At 72.6% G+C, this 16,049-nt stretch carries 9 protein-coding genes and 1 pseudogene; 2 read left to right on the top strand and 8 right to left on the bottom strand.

The window, feature by feature from the left end:
* Window positions 1-85 precede the first annotated feature (85 nt).
* From IEZ11_RS07725 to IEZ11_RS07715, 3 genes are all read right to left on the bottom strand, one after another.
* A complete protein-coding gene (locus IEZ11_RS07725) occupies window positions 86-1,708 on the bottom strand; it encodes a serine/threonine-protein kinase (RefSeq protein WP_189261863.1) in 1,623 nt (540 codons plus the stop codon).
* A 43-nt stretch (window positions 1,709-1,751) separates the two neighbouring features.
* Entirely contained in the window at window positions 1,752-3,269 is a 1,518-nt protein-coding gene (locus IEZ11_RS07720) for a hypothetical protein (RefSeq protein WP_189262211.1), read from the bottom strand.
* A gap of 296 nt (window positions 3,270-3,565) precedes the next feature.
* On the bottom strand, window positions 3,566-6,043 hold the full coding sequence (locus IEZ11_RS07715; RefSeq protein WP_189261862.1) for a SpoIIE family protein phosphatase: 2,478 nt from the start codon (window positions 6,041-6,043) through the stop codon (window positions 3,566-3,568).
* Between the two features lie 194 nt (window positions 6,044-6,237).
* Here IEZ11_RS07715 and IEZ11_RS07710 point away from each other — a divergent pair, with 194 nt between their 5' ends.
* Window positions 6,238-8,301, top strand: coding sequence for a SpoIIE family protein phosphatase (locus IEZ11_RS07710; RefSeq protein WP_189261861.1), 2,064 nt, complete (start codon window positions 6,238-6,240; stop codon window positions 8,299-8,301).
* 88 nt (window positions 8,302-8,389) lie between these two features.
* Here IEZ11_RS07710 and IEZ11_RS07705 read toward each other — a convergent pair whose 3' ends face one another.
* The 3 genes and pseudogenes from IEZ11_RS07705 to xynA all read right to left on the bottom strand — a co-directional run bounded on the left by IEZ11_RS07705 (window position 8,390) and on the right by xynA (window position 11,514).
* Window positions 8,390-10,048, bottom strand: coding sequence for a tetratricopeptide repeat protein (locus IEZ11_RS07705; RefSeq protein ID WP_189261860.1), 1,659 nt, complete (start codon window positions 10,046-10,048; stop codon window positions 8,390-8,392).
* Between the two features lie 111 nt (window positions 10,049-10,159).
* A pseudogene (locus tag IEZ11_RS07700) lies at window positions 10,160-10,846 on the bottom strand (polysaccharide deacetylase family protein); the annotation flags it as partial.
* Window positions 10,846-11,514: an endo-1,4-beta-xylanase XynA gene (xynA, locus tag IEZ11_RS07695; RefSeq protein ID WP_189261858.1), complete on the bottom strand. Its 669-nt coding sequence runs from the start codon at window positions 11,512-11,514 to the stop codon at window positions 10,846-10,848. The pseudogene IEZ11_RS07700 and the gene xynA, both read right to left, overlap by 1 nt.
* Window positions 11,515-11,910: 396 nt before the next feature.
* On the opposite strand from xynA, the gene IEZ11_RS07690 reads away from it, so the two are divergent.
* A complete protein-coding gene (locus IEZ11_RS07690) occupies window positions 11,911-13,068 on the top strand; it encodes a PP2C family protein-serine/threonine phosphatase (RefSeq protein WP_189262210.1) in 1,158 nt (385 codons plus the stop codon).
* Here IEZ11_RS07690 and amaB read toward each other — a convergent pair.
* Complete coding sequence (gene amaB, locus IEZ11_RS07685) at window positions 13,055-14,584, bottom strand: L-piperidine-6-carboxylate dehydrogenase (protein ID WP_189261857.1); 1,530 nt, start codon at window positions 14,582-14,584, stop codon at window positions 13,055-13,057. The genes IEZ11_RS07690 and amaB overlap by 14 nt on opposite strands.
* A 25-nt stretch (window positions 14,585-14,609) precedes the next feature.
* Window positions 14,610-16,007, bottom strand: coding sequence for a 2-oxoadipate dioxygenase/decarboxylase (gene hglS, locus IEZ11_RS07680; RefSeq protein ID WP_189261856.1), 1,398 nt, complete (start codon window positions 16,005-16,007; stop codon window positions 14,610-14,612).
* Window positions 16,008-16,049: the final 42 nt, after the last annotated feature.

The following is a 16,049-nucleotide window of genomic DNA, read 5'->3' as shown; positions in this document are numbered from 1 at the left end:
CTACGCGTACATGTCAATGGTGTAGACCAAGTGCGCCCGGACCGCCCCCGACCCGCGCCCGCCCGGCCGGCCCCGGGCCGCGCGCTCAGCCGTCGTACGGCACCACCCTGACGACCTTGCCCTTCGCGTCCGTCTGGAGGTACCCGCTCTGGCTGTACTTGTTGCTGAGGTAGACGGACATCCCGGCGGGATCGCCGAAGGCGTTGCCCGGCAGGTCCACGACCAGGTATCGGCTGTCCGGGTCGGGCACCTTGAGCTGTCTGCGGGCCTGGGCCAGCAGCGCGGGGACCTTGTCCCAGTCGAAGCCGTCGAGGCGGACGGGCGTCTCGTCGCCGGTCAGGCTGCTGGAGATGATGTCCTTCTGCACGCCCTGTCCCACGCGGTAGGTGTACATGTCGTACGCGGTGTCGCTGCCCTTCACCATCAGGTAGGCGATGACGTACTCGGGGTACACCGTGAGCTTGCCGAAGCGGTCCCGGCCGGTCTGCTTCTCGAAGGCCGCGACGGCGGTGCGGATGCCCTGCGGGGTCAGCAGGTCGGTGGCGGCGGCCGTCGGCGCGGCGGTGGGTGAGGCGGTGCTCCCGGCCGAGGGCGATGTCGTGGCGGGCGCGGTGGTGGAGCCCTTGGACCCGGAGGTGTGGCTGTCGGTGTCCGGCAGGTTCGTCCACACGAGCGCGCCGGCGACGGCCACCGCGGCCGTGGGCAGCAGCAGGAGGGTCCGGCGGCGCCGCGGTGCGGGCCGCAGGGACGTGGGCGTGGTGTCCTGCGGTACGACGCCGGGCGGTACGACGGGCTGCGGCGAGGCGTCCCGCGGTGGCGCGGACGGGGGTTGCAGGGGGAAGGAGGTCACGGACTCGGTCTGCCGGGCGGCCCGGACCAGCAGCCGGTCCAGTTCGGCGGCGTCGGGGCGGGCCGCCGGGTCGCGCACCAGGACGCGGGCCAGGACGTCGGTCAGCGGCCCGGCCCGGAGCGGCGGCGGGACGTCCTCGGCGAGGACCGCGGCGAGCGTGGCGAGGGTCGTGCCCCGGCGCAGCGGATGGTGGCCTTCGACGGCGACGTACAGCATCATCGCGAGCGACCACAGGTCGGCGGCCGGCCCGCCGTCCTTGCCGGAGACACGCTCCGGCGCCATGTAGTCGGGTGTGCCGATGACCGAGCCGGTGGCGGTGAGAGCGGTGGCCTCGCGGACGGCCGCGATGCCGAAGTCGGTGAGCACGGGGCGGCCGTCGGGGCGCAGCAGGACGTTGGCGGGTTTCACGTCGCGGTGTTCGATGCCGGCCGCGTGGGCGGCACCGAGCGCCGCCAGCACCTCGCGGCCGATCCGCGCGGCCTCGACCGGGTTCATCGGGCCGGCGGCGAGGCGGTCGGCCAGCGAGCCGCCGGTCACGAGTTCCATGACGATCCACGGGTAGGTCCCCGGGCCGCCGTCGACTATGTGATGGATCGTCACCACGTTCGGATGGTCGACCCGGGCCAGGGCACGGGCCTCCCGCAACACCCGCTCCCGCAGCAGCCGCGCGGCCTCCGGGTCCCACTCGGCGAGCCCGGGGTCGGACGGCCGGACCTCCTTCACGGCCACACTGCGCCGCAGCACCAGGTCGGTGGCCCGCCACACCATGCCCATGCCACCGCCACCGAGCCGTGCCTCCAGCTCGAACCGCCCGTCGACAACCCGTCTCGCGGGGTCGTCCCTGCCCTCGTCGTTCATGCGCGGGAGCTTAGTTGGCCCCGCCGACAGCCCCCCGTCCCGCTCAGTAGCTGGACCCCAGAGTCCGCGTCGTGTACGCGCACTCCGTGTAGATGTAGCCGTAGCGCAGTTTGGCGGTGTCGGAGCCCGGGGTGGCGGTGCTGTCGCTCTTCGGCTTGTGCACGAAGTACGTGGTGCCGGGCGGCAGGCTGATGGTGCGCTGCGGGTACTTCTTGCCGCTGTCGCTGCACGGCTCCCAGCCGCTGATCAGCGGGCTGGCGAACGAGTACGCCTTGCAGCTGCCGCACGCCTTCAGGGTGAAGCTGCCGGTGACCGGGCCCGTGTACAGGACGGTGATGTCGTCGGGGCTGTCGTTCTTGACGGTCACGGTGATGCCGCCGCCGGAGTCGGTGGTGGGCAGCTTCTTGCCGGCGGCCGGGAGGGTCTGGGCGACCTCGGCGCCGATGGCTATCTTCCGGGCCCGAGCGAGGTTCCTGTCGTGCGGGTTGTCGGTCGCGAACTGCTGCATGGTCTGCTGCGCCTGCTCGAAGTCACCGTCCTTGTACTGCTTGACGCCGCACTGGTACTCCCCCGAGTCACCGCTGCGGTCGGCCCGCCCGGCGACCGCGGTCAGGGCGTCGCTCTGGGCGCCCGAACCGTTCGACAGCTGGATGATCTCGGTGTTCAGCGTGTGCAGCCGCGTGACGGCGGTACAGGGGTCCTTGCCGGCGACGGCCTTGGCGGCCTTCGCCTCGGCCGCGGTCACGGCGGGTACCACCTTGGCGGCCTGGCCGGAGTCGGGGAAGGTGCTCAGCAGGTCGCCGAACTGGCCGGCCCAGCCGGTCGTGCCGCCGGCGAGGCCGTCCGCCCCGCACTCGTACAGCGAGGTGGCGAGCCGGTCGTCGGGCCAGTGGGCGAGCGTGCCGAGCTGGTCCTTCGGTATGGAGTCGGGCACCGTCCGCAGGTATTCGAGCGGTGCGACGGCCGAGCAGTAGTCGCGGTGGCTGTAGGCCGCCGCGACCGTCGTGTAGTAGGTCTGCAGACTGTCGGGTACCTGGGCGGCGGCGCGCGAGCCGGAGTGGTGGACGGCGAGGTCGCGGTAGACGGCCAGCGCCTCCCGGTAGTCGGACTTCGCGGTGGTGAAGTCCTGGCGGCCGGCCGCGGCCACCTGTTCGTCGGCGCGGTCGAGACGGCCGAGGAGGGCGCGTTCGACGGCTTCGTTCCGCGCGCTGTCGTACCAGAGCGCGCCGCCCACCGGGACGGCGAGCAGGACGACGCCCAGCACCAGCGCGACGGGGCGCTGCCCCGGCCACACCAGGCGGGTGCGCAGGCCGGCGAACCAGCCGTGGACGGCGGCCAGCAGGAGGAACACGGCGTACAGGACGAGCGCGGCTCCGGACACACCGTCGGCGTCCGCGGGCAGGGCCACGAACAGCAGGACGGCGGTGGCCGCCAGACACGCGGCCGTCGGGATCCATCTTCGCAGGAGCAGATAGCCGAGTCCGAGGCCGCTCAGGTTGAGCAGGGCGACGGCGGTGGCGCGCAGGGCGTCCGGCGGGGCGGGCGGCGGACTCGCCGGCATGGGCGGCACGAAGGAGCCCGGACCCGGGAAGGCCGGACCGGGGAAGGCCTGGTACGGATAGGCCTGGTGCGGAACACCCTGATTCGGGAAGCCCTGGCTCGGGAAGCCGTGGTCCGGCGGTCCCTGGCTCGGCGGTCCTTGGCTCGGCGGTTCCTGGTTCGGCGGTTCCTGGTTCGGGCCGTACGAGTCTCCGGACATGGCCGCTCCCCCAATTGCTGCCGAATCCTTATGAATTGACAGCGTACGACCAAACGTGCGAATTCGACAGGGCGCCAGGGCGGCCGGGCCGCCGCCGGTCACCCCCCGGGGATCTCCTGCTCGGCCCAGATGATCTTGCCTGCTCCGGTGTAGCGGGCGCCCCAGCGGTGGGCGAGCTGGGCCACCAGGAAGAGACCGCGGCCGCCCTCGTCGGTGCTGCGGGCGTGCCGCAGCCGGGGTGCGGTGCTGCTGGCGTCGGCGACCTCGCAGGTCAGCCGGGAGTCGCGCAACAGCCTTAGGCTGATGGGCGGTTCGGCGTAGCGGATGGCGTTGGTGACCAGTTCGCTGACGATGAGTTCGGTGGTCGCGGCCAGTTCGCCGTAACCCCACTCGGCCACCTGACGGACCGCCTTGGCCCGGACCTCGGCGACGGCGGCCGGGTCGACGGGCACGTCCCAGGAGACGACCTGGTCGGCGCCCAGGGCCTGGGTGCGGGCCAACAGCAGGGCGATGTCGTCGGGTTGGGGTACCGGGACCAGTTGCTGCACGGCCGCCGTGCACAGCGTGTCGAGGTCGGTACCGGGACTGGCCAGTGCGGCGCGGAGGCGGGCCATGCCCAGCTCGACGTCCTGGTCGGTGCCCTCGATGAGGCCGTCGGTGTACAGGCCGAACAGACTGCCCTCGGCGAGTTCGATCTCGGTGGCCTCGAAGGCCATGCCGCCGAGCCCCAGCGGCGGCCCGGCGGGGATCTCCGGAAAGTAGGCGTGCCCGTCGGGTGTCACGACCACCGGCGGCGGGTGTCCGGCCCGGGCCATCGTGCACCGCCGGCCCACCGGGTCGTAGACGGCGTACAGGCAGGTCGCCCCGACGAACGTGTCCGTGCTGCCCGCCACGGCCGCAGCCGCGTTCCCCTCGTCCCCCAGCCGCAGCACGAGGTCGTCCAGGTGGGCGAGGAGTTCGTCGGGGGGCATCTCCATGTCGGCGAGGGTCTGCACGGCGGTGCGCAGCCGGCCCATGCTCGCCGCCGCGGCGAGGCCGTGGCCGACCACGTCGCCGACGACCAGGCCGACCCGGGCACCGGACAGCGGGATCACGTCGAACCAGTCACCGCCCACACCGCCCGTCGCGTCCGCCGGCAGGTAGGAGGAGGCCACGTCCAGGGCCGTGCCGCCGGTCAGGACCTGGGGCAGCAGGCTCCGCTGGAGGGTGACCGCCGCCGTGTGCTCCCGGGTGTAGCGGCGGGCGTTGTCGACGCAGAGGGCGGCACGTGCGACCAGTTCCTGGGCGAGCAGGACGTCGTCGGACTGGAAGGAGGCCGGGTTGCGGGAGCGGGCGAACGTGGTGAGGCCCAGGGTGGTGTCACGCGCGCGCATCGGGACCGAGATGAGGGAGTGCAGCCCGAACTCCCGGATGCGTGCCGCCCGTTCGGGCTGGTGGGTGATCCACAGGTGGTCCTCCGGGTCGAGCTCGGGGATGAGGACGGCATCACCGCTGATGAGCAGGTCGACGCCGTGCGGCGGGGGCAGGAAGTCCACCGTGTCGCCGACCTGCGCCACGGCCTCGGGGCTGCCCTCGCGGACGGTCCGCAGCGCGGCGCGGCGCATCACCGGGCGGGCGGGGGCCGGGCCCGCGTCGGTCAGCCAGGCGCCGTGCCCCTCGGCGCTGAGGACGGGCTCCAGGAGGTCGACGATGACGAAGTCGGCGAAGCGCGGGACGGCGAAGTCGGCGAGCTCCTGGGCGGTGCGCAGCACGTCGAGGGTGGTCCCGACGCGCGTGCCGGCCTCGTTGACCATCGACAGCAGCTGCCGGGCGGTCCAGCGCTCGGTGACGTCGGAGACCAGGTAGCAGACGCCGGTCACGCTGTCGTCCGGGGCGACGAGGGGGAAGAACGACGTCGAGTAGGCGCGCTGGCGGTGCGGATCGGACCAGCTCCAGCCGAGGTACTCGTAGTCGGTGACCGGCTCCCGGGTCGCGAGCACCTTGCGCATCAGGGCTTCGATGGTGCTGCCCTGCAACCCGGGCAGCAGTTCGCTCAGCCGGCGCCCCAGGCGCTGCTCGCGCGGTACGCCGCCGAACTGCTCCAGGGTGTCGTTCAGCCAGACGTACCGCAGCTCCAGGTCCATCACGGCCATGCCGATCGGTGAGCGGGTGAGGAACCCGTCGAGGACGGACTGGCCCATCGCCCACTGCGGGCGCTGCTCCCGCGCCGAGAGCAGGAAGCACTCCGCGCCGTCGATGCGGAAGGACGCGGAGACCCGTAGGTCGACGACGACGCTGCGGCCGTCGTGGTGCCGTACCGGGACGAGCCCGCTCCATCCCATGCCGGAGCGGCAGCGCTCGGCGACACCGGCTGCTCGGGCCGGATCGACCCGCATGGCGAGCAGCCGCGCCGCCGGGCGGCCCAGCACCGCGGCGGCCGGTCGGCCCAGCAGGGCCTCGGCGCCACGGGTCCAGCCGATCACGTCGCCCTCGGCCGACAGCACCGCCGCGGCGTCGCTGGAGGCGTCCAGGAACTCGTGCGGCCCCACGGTGGTCGGCACGTCGAGATCTTCCAGGTCTTCTCGCGGAGAATCCATTGGCTACATCCTGTACGTACCCCCATGTTCCTGCTTGTCCACGCGTCGCGCACGGCCCGCCCGGTGCCGGGCCGGGTGAGGTCGTGCGCGGTCCGGGGTACCCGGTCTGGAGTTGGGGCGAGCCGCGGGCGGGGGCAGCATGGAAGGGCCGTGGCAGCGGCATCGGTCCGGCGGCCGGTGGAGGTGGTTGAGGGATGGCGATGGATTCCCTGCGGTCCGGTGACGCCGAAGGTTCCGGCAGACCGCGTCCGACCAGTCTGCTGGACGTGCTGAGCGTGGCGGCGGTGGCGCTGGACTCACAGGGCCGGATCGTGTTCTGGACCCCCCAGGCCGAGGATCTCTTCGGCTACACGTCCGAGGAGGCCCTCTGCAAGAACGCGGCGCGCCTGCTCATTGACCCGGAGCATCTGAAGGCGGCGGTGAACGTCTTCACGGAGGTGCTGGAGACCGGGCACAGCTGGGCCGGTGCCTTCCCGGTACGGCACAAGGACGGCAGCAGCCGGCTGATGGAGTTCCGCACCATGCGGCTGCTGGACGACCTCGGCGACGTCTACGCCCTGGGCATCGTCGCGGACCACAACCTGCTGCAGCGGGTGGAGACCGACCTGGCGCTGTGCGAGCGGCTGATCAACCAGTCCCCGATCGGTCTGGCCCTGCTCGATCCCGACCTGTGCTACCTCCTGGTCAACCCGGCGCTGGAGCGGATCGACGGCGTCCCCGCCGAGGAGCACATCGGCCGGCATCTGCGGGAGACGCTGCCGCTGCCCGACATCGACACCGTGGAGTCGGCGCTGCGCCAGGTGCTGACCACGGGCACGCCGCTGCTCGACCAGTACCACGTGGGCCGCCCGCCGGCCGATCCCGAGCACGAGCGCGCCTGGTCGCTGTCGTTCTACCGGCTGGAGGATCCCGGTGGCCGGGTCCTGGGCGCGGCGCTCTCGGTCGTCGACGTCACGGAACGGCACCGCGCGGCCGCCGAGGCCGACCGGGCCCGGCGCCGTCTGGCCCTCATCGCGGACGCCTCGGCCCGGGTGGGCACCTCGCTGGAGGTGGAGCGCACGGCGCACGAGCTGGCCGAGGTCGCCACCCCGGTGCTCGCGGACGTGGTCGCGGTGGACGTGCTGGACTCGGCGCTCGCCCTGCGCCGCTCGCGCCGCCCCGACAACGGCCCGGAGCTGTTCCGGGCCCTCGCCCTCAAGGCGGCCGGTCCCACGGTCGCGCTGCGGGCCGCCGACCCGCCCGGTGACCTCGCGGCCTATGACGGCGACCGGCTGGTCACGCTGTGCGTGCACACCGCCCGCCCGGTGCTGGTCCCGCGGGTCGGCAGGCACGATCTGCCGCGTATCGCCCGCAGCCCGGAGGCCGGCGCCCTGCTGGAGCAGGCGGGCGTGCACTCGTATCTCGTGGTGCCGCTGATCGCGCACGGCGAGGTACTGGGCGCCCTCGACCTCAAACGGACCAGCAATCCGCTCCCCTTCGACGAGGACGACGTCGTCCTCGCCAGCGAGCTGGCGGGCCGGGCGGCCGTGGCCATCGACAACGCCCGCTGGTTCCAGAGCGTCCGCAACACCGCCCTCACCCTCCAGCGCAGCCTCCTGCCCGACCATCCGCCCTCGCACACCGGCCTCGAACTGGCCTCCCGCTACGAACCGGCCCAGGCGACCAGCGAGGTGGGCGGCGACTGGTACGACGTGATCCCGCTGTCGCAGGACAGGACCGCCCTGGTCGTCGGCGACGTGATGGGCAACGGCATCGACGCGGCCGCCACCATGGGCCGGCTGCGCACCGCCACCTGTGCCTACGCGGACCTGGAGCTGCCCCCGGCCTCGGTGCTGCGGCACCTGGACCGGATCACCTGCGATCTGGAGCACTACATCGTCACCTGCCTGTACGCGGTGTACGACCCGCACACCAGGCGCTGCGAGATGGCCAACGCGGGGCACATGCCGCCGGCTCTGGTGCACTCCGACCGGCCGCCGGCCCTGCTGGAGCTGCCGCCGGCCGCCCCGCTCGGCGTCGGCGGCGTCCCCTTCGAGACCACGACCGTCACCCTCGACGCGGGCGACCTGCTGGTGCTGTACACCGACGGCCTGGTCGAGACCCGCCGCCACCCCATCGACGACCGCCTCGACGTCCTCCTCGGCTTCCTGGACGAACCCCACCGCCCACTGGAAGAGACCTGCGACCTCCTCCTCCACGGCCTCCGCCACCCCGACGACCACGACGACGTGGCCCTCCTGGTGGCGCGGGCACTCTGACAGCGCCCCGCAGATCAGCACCCCGTCAGGGGCGCGGGGAACTGCGCGACCAGCCACGACGGCGCCGCGGACACACGACGCCCCCTGGTCAGGTACCGCAGCACTCCGCCCGACAGAAGCACGAAGCCCTGACCGGCACATCCGCGAAAGCGCCCGCGAGCTTCAGCTGCTGCGCCACGATCCCCGCCTCGCCCTCCCGGCCGAGCCGCCGCAGGCACTCGTGGAGGCCGTGCAGCGCCCACACGTTTCCCGGATGCTGCAACGGCCGGGGCAGGGTGTCGTCCAGGCCGAGGTCGGCCCGGTACACCGCCTCGGCCTCGGCGATCCGGCCGCGTTCGAGGAGCAGGGCGCCGTAGGCGTGCCGGGTGGGCTGCATCCAGCCCCAGGGTTCGTCGTAGGGGAGGTTGTCGTCCAGCTCGACCGACCGCCGCAGCTCGCTGAAGGCCGTGTCGAAGTCGCCTCTGCGGTAGGCGAGTTCGCCGTCGAGCATGGCGGAGGCGATCGCCAGGATGTCGGCGCAGGTGTTGTTGAACAGCATGCGGCTCGCCGGGACCGCGGCGACCGCGTCCCGGAATCGGGCCCGCTCGGTCTCGGCCTCGGGGATCCGGCCGGTGGCCGCGTGCGCGACACCGCGCGCGTAGTGCAGCATCGCGGTGGTCACGCAGTACAGCAGGGGGTCGGCGGGCAGCGGCAGGCGCAGGATGTCGTCCCAGCGGCCGAAGCGGACCAGCACGTGCACCCGCATGGCCAGGAAGCCCTCCAGCCAGTCGGCCATCGGCGGGCTCTGCACGCGCAGCAGTTCCTCCGGGACGGCGGCTTCGAGCCGTCCGGCCGTGGCGAGGGCGTCCTGGAAGCGGCCCAGGAACATCGCGCCGTAGATCCCGAAGTGCAGGTTGTGGCAGCGGTAGAGGGTGTAGAAGTTCATGGCGCCGGCGCGGTCGTGGTACTTCTCGTCGGCGGCGACGGCCGCGGCGTTGTCGCAGACGACGCGCCGGTAGTCGCCACAGAGCGCTTCCAGGTGCGAGGGCATGTGCTGGAGGTGCCCGGCGTCGGGCACGAGGCCACGCAGCAGGTCGGCGACCGGCAGGGCGGTCTCGGGGGTGGGCGACATCTCCATCAGGTGGATGTAGAGGTGCAGCAGCCCGGGGTGCCGGGTGCCCGCCTCGGCGGCGAGGGCCCGTTCCAGGACGGCCGCGGCCTGCTCCGTGCGGGCGCCGTCGGCGGGCAGGCCGGTGCGGATGTCCCAGAGCTGCCAGGGGGTGAGGTTCATCAGGGCGTCGGCGTACAGGGTCGCGACGTCGAGGTCGTCGGGGGCCAGGTCGTAGGCGGCGCGCATGCTGTCGGCGTAGGCCGTGTTCCACACCGAGCAGGCCGCCGCGTCCGGGGCGGCGGCCTGGGGGTAGCGGGTCCGCAGCGCCTCGATCAGGGCGCGTTCGACGGGGGTGGCGTGCGCGGCCTTCGCATGGGCGCGTTCCACGGCGGCGTGGGTGCGCTCGGCCGTACGGGCGAGTTCCTGTTCGTCGAAGAAGTCCCAGGGCTTGTTGTAGTTGGGCCCGAGGGCGTAGGCGACGCCCCAGTCGGCCATGGCGCAGGCCGGGTCGGCCGCGCCGGCCGCCTCGAAACAGCGGACGGCCTCCTCGTGGTTGAAGGCGTAGGTCCAGTTCAGTCCCCGGTCGAACCAGGTCTGCGCTTCGGGGGACGACGTCGTGACGCGCCGGCTGTGACCGCCCAGGTCGTAGTAGTCCACGGTGCCGAACCTATCGACGGGAGGACTCCGGGAGTTCGCTGTTCATCCGAAGTCATGAGAAGGGCGCGGCGGTTGACGGACCGCCGCGCCACGGGTGCCGCCGCTTTCTCAGGGAGCGACCGCGCGGCCGGTCTGTGCGGAGATCCGCCCGGAGCAGAGCCCCTTGGCCGCGAGGGTCTGTGCGATGCGCGGGATCGCGGCCAGGGTGTTGGCCGGCCACTCATGCATGAGGATGATCTGACCGCTGCCGAGCCGTCCGACGGCCTGCACGATCGCGTCGGTGCTCGCGCCGTTCCAGTCCTGCGAGTCGACGTCCCAGATGATCTCGGTCAGCCCGTACTTGGCCTCGACCGTGCGCACGGTCGCGTTGGTCTCGCCGTAGGGCGGCCGGAACAGGACCGGTGTCCCGCCGCCGGCCGCGGCGACGGCCGACTGGGTGCGGGAGATCTCGGAGTCGATCTGCGCCTGGGTCTCCTGGGTCAGATGCGGGTGGGTGTAGCTGTGGTTGCCGACCCACATGCCGGCGCTCACCTCGGCCCGGACCTGGGCGGGGTAGGCGGCCGCGTACTGGCCCTCGTTGAACAGGGTGGCCCGCAGCCCGTTCGCCCTGAGCGCGTTGAGCAGGGCCGGGGTGTGGGCGGTGGAGGGTCCGTCGTCGAAGGTGAGGCCGACGTAGCCGGCGCAGCCGGCCGAGTGGGCCGGGGCGGCGCCGACGGCGAGGGTGCCCGCGGCGGCCAGTGCGACGGCGGCGAGGGCGGCCGTCAGCGGACGGGACGCGTGCTCGGCTGCGGCACCCATCACGCCACCGTGATGGTGGAGCTGCCGCTGCTCTGGTAGCCCTCGGTCGCGAGGATCTGGTAGTAGCTGAAGCTGCCGAGGGACATGCCGGCCCTGGCCCAGGCGTCGAAGTGGTTGCCGGTGGTGATGGTGCCGCCGGTCCGCTTCGCCTGGCGGACGCTCCAGTACTGGTTGAAGGTCCTGGTGCCCTCGACGGACGGGGCGTTGTACCGCGTCGTCAGGTAGATGTCATAGGTGCCGCCGTCGCTGGTGACGCTGCCCTTGTACGTGCCGGTGGGCCGGTAGGTGCCCCAGTTGTCGACGATGTAGTACTCGACGAGCGGGTTCGAGGTCCAGCCGTAGAGGGACAGGTAGCCGTTGCCGGACGGGCTGAAGCTGCCGGAGTAGGTCACGTTGCGGCGGGCGCCGGTGCTCCAGCCCTTGCCGCAGACGAAGTTGCCGGTGTTGCTCCAGCTGGTGCCGTAGGTGCCGGCGGAGCCGAGGGTCATGGAGACCGTGCCCTGGGCGTCGGTCCAGAACGAGTAGTAGTAGCCGTTGTTGGTGCCGGTCTGGTTCGTGGTGACGACCGTGGCGGCCCGGGCGGTGCCGGGCAGCGCCAGCCCGGCGGCGGCGCCCAGCAGCAGGGCGCCGGCACTCCTGCGGCTCAGGACATGGTCGAGCGGGTTCATGGGATGCCTCCTCGTAGGGCCTGTGCGGGTGTGGCCTGGTGGGGAGTGTTGGTCTGCGCATGTCACCTGTCAACGGTTTCGGTAATTATTTCGAAACCTTCGATGCGCCACTTCGGCCATTTCCCCAGCTGAAGTAATCGGAAGAATCCTCGAAGATCAAATCAACCGGAGATGAACCTCCAGAAGATCCAAGAATCCTCCCTCCTAACTCCGAATGTTTCGATGCTTGGCGCGAATGATTCTGTGGAGTCAGAACATGCCGCTGAGTGGAGCAATCACCGGCGTGCCGGGCGGTGGCCCTGGAGGCTGGGCCCCTTGTCCAGATGCGTATGCCAGGAGTCCCGGGTGAGGCACGACGGTCGCAACCCACCAACGCCCGCGCCGCCACCCGCGTGGATGCGCTGGCTGCCGGTCATGTACGTCGTCGGCGTGCTGCTGATCGAACCGGTCACCCCCGTCCAGTGGCCGGTGAGTTTCGTGCTGATCGCCCTGCCGCTGGTGACCGCCTTCGCACACCCGCCCGTCATCGTCGCGGTCGCCACCGTCTTCGCCGTGGGCCTCGAACTCCTACTGGCCGGAACCCCGTGCTGTGCGGGGCGCTCCGTCGGCTACATCTGGGAGCGGCACTATGTGGCCGCCTACGTGTGTACCGCCCTGGTGGGCGCCCTGGGCACCATCCTCGCGGCGCACCGGACCCGCCGGGAACGCACCCTGGCCGACGTCCGGTTCGTGGCCGAGATCGCACAGCGCGTCCTGCTCAGACCGGTCCCGCACCGGATCGGGAACCTGCTGCTGGAGAGCTTCTACCTGTCCGCCGCCGCGGAGGCGCGGATCGGCGGCGACCTCTTCGAGGCGGTGCCGACCGCCCACGGGGTACGGCTCCTCATCGGGGACGTCCGCGGCAAGGGGCTGCTCGCGGTGGAGACCGCGGCGGCGATGCTGGGCGCGTTCCGCGAGGCCGCGCACGACGAACCCGACCTGCGCGCCCTGGTGGAGCGGGTGGACATCAGCATGGCGCGGCGGGCCGACTGGCTGGGCGGGACCGAGATCGGCGAGCGGTTCGTGACGGCCGTCTTCGCCGAGGTCCCCGAGGACCGGCGGATCATCCGCATCCTCAACTGCGGCCACCCGCCGCCGCTGCTGATCCGCCCCGGCGAGGTGCGGGAGCTGGACCGGGGACAGCCGGGGCCGCCGCTGAACCTCGGCATGCTCGTCGGGGATCCCTACCGCGTCGACACCTACGCCTTCGGCCCCGGCGACCAGCTGCTGCTGTACACGGACGGCGTCACGGAGACCCGGGATCCGGCCGGCTCCTTCTACCCGCTGCTCCAGCGGCTGCGTTCCTGGGGCCCCATGCCGCCCCCGGAGCTGCTGGAACGGCTCCACCAGGACCTGCTGGAGTACAGCCACGACCAGCTCCAGGACGACACGGCCGCCCTCACCGCCTTCCTGCTGCCCGAGGGAGCGGCCGACGCGGCCGAGGCGGCCGAGGACGGCAGGGACCACCCGGTCGCCGGGGAGTCCGGCGAGCCGCCGCCGGTCAGAGGAAGCTGACGCCCTGGGCCAGGGTGAGTTCGCCGGAGTAGTTGACGGTGTTGGTGGCGGAGCGCATGTACGACTTCCAGGCGTCGGAGCCGGACTCGCGACCGCCGCCGGTGTCCTTCTCGCCGCCGAAGGCGCCGCCGATCTCGGCTCCGGAGGTGCCGATGTTGACGTTGGCGATGCCGCAGTCGGAGCCGGCGGCGGACAGGAAGACCTCGGCCTCCCGCTGGTCGCGGGTGAAGATGCTGGACGACAGGCCCTGCGGGACGTCGTTGTGGAGTGCGATCGCCTCGTCGAGGGTGTCGTAGCCGAGGACGTAGAGGATCGGTGCGAAGGTCTCCTCCCTTACGACGTCGGTCTGTTCGTCGACGCGGACCAGGGCCGGCTCGGTGTAGGCCGCCGCGGGTGCCGCCTCGGCCAGCCGCCGGTTGCCTCCGGCCAGGAGCTCGCCGCCGTCGGCCCGGACCCGGGTGAGGGCGTGCTGCATGCGGTCGAGGGCGCCGGTGGTGACGAGCGGGCCGACCAGGGTCGTGGCGTCGAACGGATCGCCCACCGGGAGCTTTCCGTAGACGGTGGTCAGGCGCTCGGCGAGGCTGTCGGCGATGTCGCGGTGGACGATCAGCCGGCGCAGTGTGGTGCAGCGCTGGCCGGCCGTGCCGGCCGCCGCGAAGACGATGCCCTGGACGGCGAGGTCGAGGTCGGCGGAGGGGGCGACGATCGCGGCGTTGTTGCCGCCGAGCTCCAGCAGGCTGCGGCCGAGGCGGGCGGCGACGCGCGGGCCGACCTCGCGGCCCATGCGGGTGGAGCCGGTGGCGCTGACGAGGGCCACCCGGGGGTCGTCGACCAGGCGCTCGCCGACCGCGCGGTCACCGAGCAGCAGGCGGTGCACGTCGCGCGGGGCGCCGGTCTCCTCGGCGGCGCGGGCCAGCAGGCGGTGGCAGGCCAGGGCGGTCAGCGGGGTGAGTTCCGAGGGTTTCCAGACCACGGTGTCGCCGCAGACCAGGGCGACGGCGGTGTTCCAGGACCAGACGGCCACGGGGAAGTTGAAGGCGGAGACGACGCCGACCACGCCGAGCGGGTGCCAGGTCTCGGCCAGACGGTGACCGGGACGTTCGGAGGCGATCGTACGGCCGTACAGCTGGCGGGACAGGCCGACCGCGAAGTCGCAGATGTCGATCATCTCCTGGACCTCGCCGAGCGCCTCGGAGCGGATCTTGCCCGCCTCGACGGTGACCAGGTCGGCCAGGTCGCTCCGGTGCTCGCGCAGCAGCTCCCCGAGCCTGCGCACCAGGTCACCGCGGCGCGGGGCCGGGGTGGTGCGCCAGGTCAGGAAGGCGGCACGGGCGGCGGTGAGGGCTTCCTCGACGTCGGTCTCGCCGGCCGCCCGCAGGCCGAAGAGGGGCTCGCCGGTGATGGGGGTCCGGGCCGGGAAGTCCTCGCCCTCGGCCACCTCCGCGCCGATGTTCCGCAGGCAGGCGCGGGCGCGGGCGCGCAGCTCGTCCGTGGTGGGCAGCGCGGTGCTGGTCATCCTGGTCCTCCAGAGGGGTGCGGGGTCAGCGGACGGGGGCGGTGCGGCCGAGGGCTCGGGCGACCCGGGCGAGGGACTGGTCCTGCTGCCGCTCGTAGAGGGCGAAGGGGTCGAGGACCTCGCGGCCGACGGCGCCGGAGAGCCAGTCGGCGTCGTGGGCGGTGCCCTGCTGCTCGTAGTCGCGGGTGCCCTCGGCGCCGAGGTTGGACTGGAAGATGCCGGCGGCGGAGCGGGGCAGGAAGTCCTCGTAGACGACGGGTTCGGCACGCACCCAGCCCTGTCGGACCAGTTCGGCGAGAGCGGTGGGCGGTTCCAGGCCGTCGCGCGGCCGGTCGTCGGCGAGCCGGTAGGTGAAGTACGCCAGCCCCCGCGCCGCCAGTTCCTCCTCGCTGCCGGGCAGGTACCGCTCCCAGACCGCTCGCGCGAGGTCGGCGCGGGCCGCCGCGGGCTGCTCGGCGGCCTGCTCGTCGACGCGGCCGAGGAGTTCGTCGTAGAGGGCACGTCCCGCGCGGGTGAGGGCGATGCCGCGGGCCTCGACCTCGCCGAAGCGCACCCGCAGGGCGCCGCTGACCACACCGCCGTCCTCGGTGCGCATCGCGCGGGGTTCGGCCAGGGCACGGAAGGAGGTCTGGCGCAGCAGGACGTCGGGGCCCTTCCAGGCCGGCGGGCCCTGGATGGTGTCGATCATCTCGATGCCGCGGTCGGTCATCCGGCGGTACAGCTCGTCGATGTCCAGGACGCGGGGCGTGAGGTGGTTGATGTGGGTGCTGCGGACACCGCCGATGTCGGCGGCGACGGCGGAGACCTTCTCCAGGGTCCGGTACCAGGCCCGGTCCACGGGTTCGGCCGACAGCTCGAAGGCCTGTACGGCCAGTTCGAGGAAGCGCTCGGCGTCCTCGGCCGGCAGTCCGCGGTCGGCCGTGGCGCGGTCGGCGAGCGTGAGCAGCTCCGGGGGAAAGAGCTCACGGGCGGCGAGGAACCTCTCCAGGCGGGCGCGCAGGTCCGCGTCGAAGAAGCGGGGGTCGGCCGGGGTGAGCAGGGAGGTGAACACCCTGAAGGGGTTGCGGGCGAGTTCCTCGGCGTCGACCGGCCGGAAGGCGGTGGAGACCACCGGGACCGCGCTGGCCGCGGCCTCCCGCAGGTCGTAGAAGCCGACCGGGTGCATGCCGAGGGCGCCGAAGACACGGGCGACCTGGTGCAGTTCGCGCGGGGTGCCGACGCGGATGGCGCCGTGCCGCTCGGCGGTCACCCTGCCGATGGAGCCGAGGCGTTCGGCGTCGGCCCCGCGGGCGCGCAGGACGTCCTCGTTGACCTCGCGGGAGACGTCCACCAGGGTCGTGTAGGCGGGCACCTCCCGTCCGTACATCTCCGACAGCCGTACCGCGAAGGCGGCCCGCAGCTGCCACTGACCGATCGTTGACATGGTTCGGCCTCTCGGGGACGGGCGACGGTGCCGCGATCAGGT

Source organism: Streptomyces fuscichromogenes (assembly GCF_014645815.1).
GTDB lineage: Bacteria > Actinomycetota > Actinomycetes > Streptomycetales > Streptomycetaceae > Streptomyces > Streptomyces fuscichromogenes.
The sequence above is the reverse complement of the archived record's forward strand: the minus strand, read 5'-3'. Positions and strand labels throughout refer to the sequence as shown.

Coding starts and splice junctions, on each gene's coding strand:
- amaB (WP_189261857.1), bottom strand. CDS start 14,584: ATGACCAGCACCGCGCTGCCCACCACGGACGAGCTGCGCGCCCGCGCC.
- IEZ11_RS07725 (WP_189261863.1), bottom strand. CDS start 1,708: ATGAACGACGAGGGCAGGGACGACCCCGCGAGACGGGTTGTCGACGGG.
- IEZ11_RS07720 (WP_189262211.1), bottom strand. CDS start 3,269: ATGCCGGCGAGTCCGCCGCCCGCCCCGCCGGACGCCCTGCGCGCCACC.
- hglS (WP_189261856.1), bottom strand. CDS start 16,007: ATGTCAACGATCGGTCAGTGGCAGCTGCGGGCCGCCTTCGCGGTACGG.
- xynA (WP_189261858.1), bottom strand. CDS start 11,514: ATGAACCCGCTCGACCATGTCCTGAGCCGCAGGAGTGCCGGCGCCCTG.
- IEZ11_RS07690 (WP_189262210.1), top strand. CDS start 11,911: ATGCGCTGGCTGCCGGTCATGTACGTCGTCGGCGTGCTGCTGATCGAA.
- IEZ11_RS07710 (WP_189261861.1), top strand. CDS start 6,238: ATGGCGATGGATTCCCTGCGGTCCGGTGACGCCGAAGGTTCCGGCAGA.
- IEZ11_RS07715 (WP_189261862.1), bottom strand. CDS start 6,043: ATGGATTCTCCGCGAGAAGACCTGGAAGATCTCGACGTGCCGACCACC.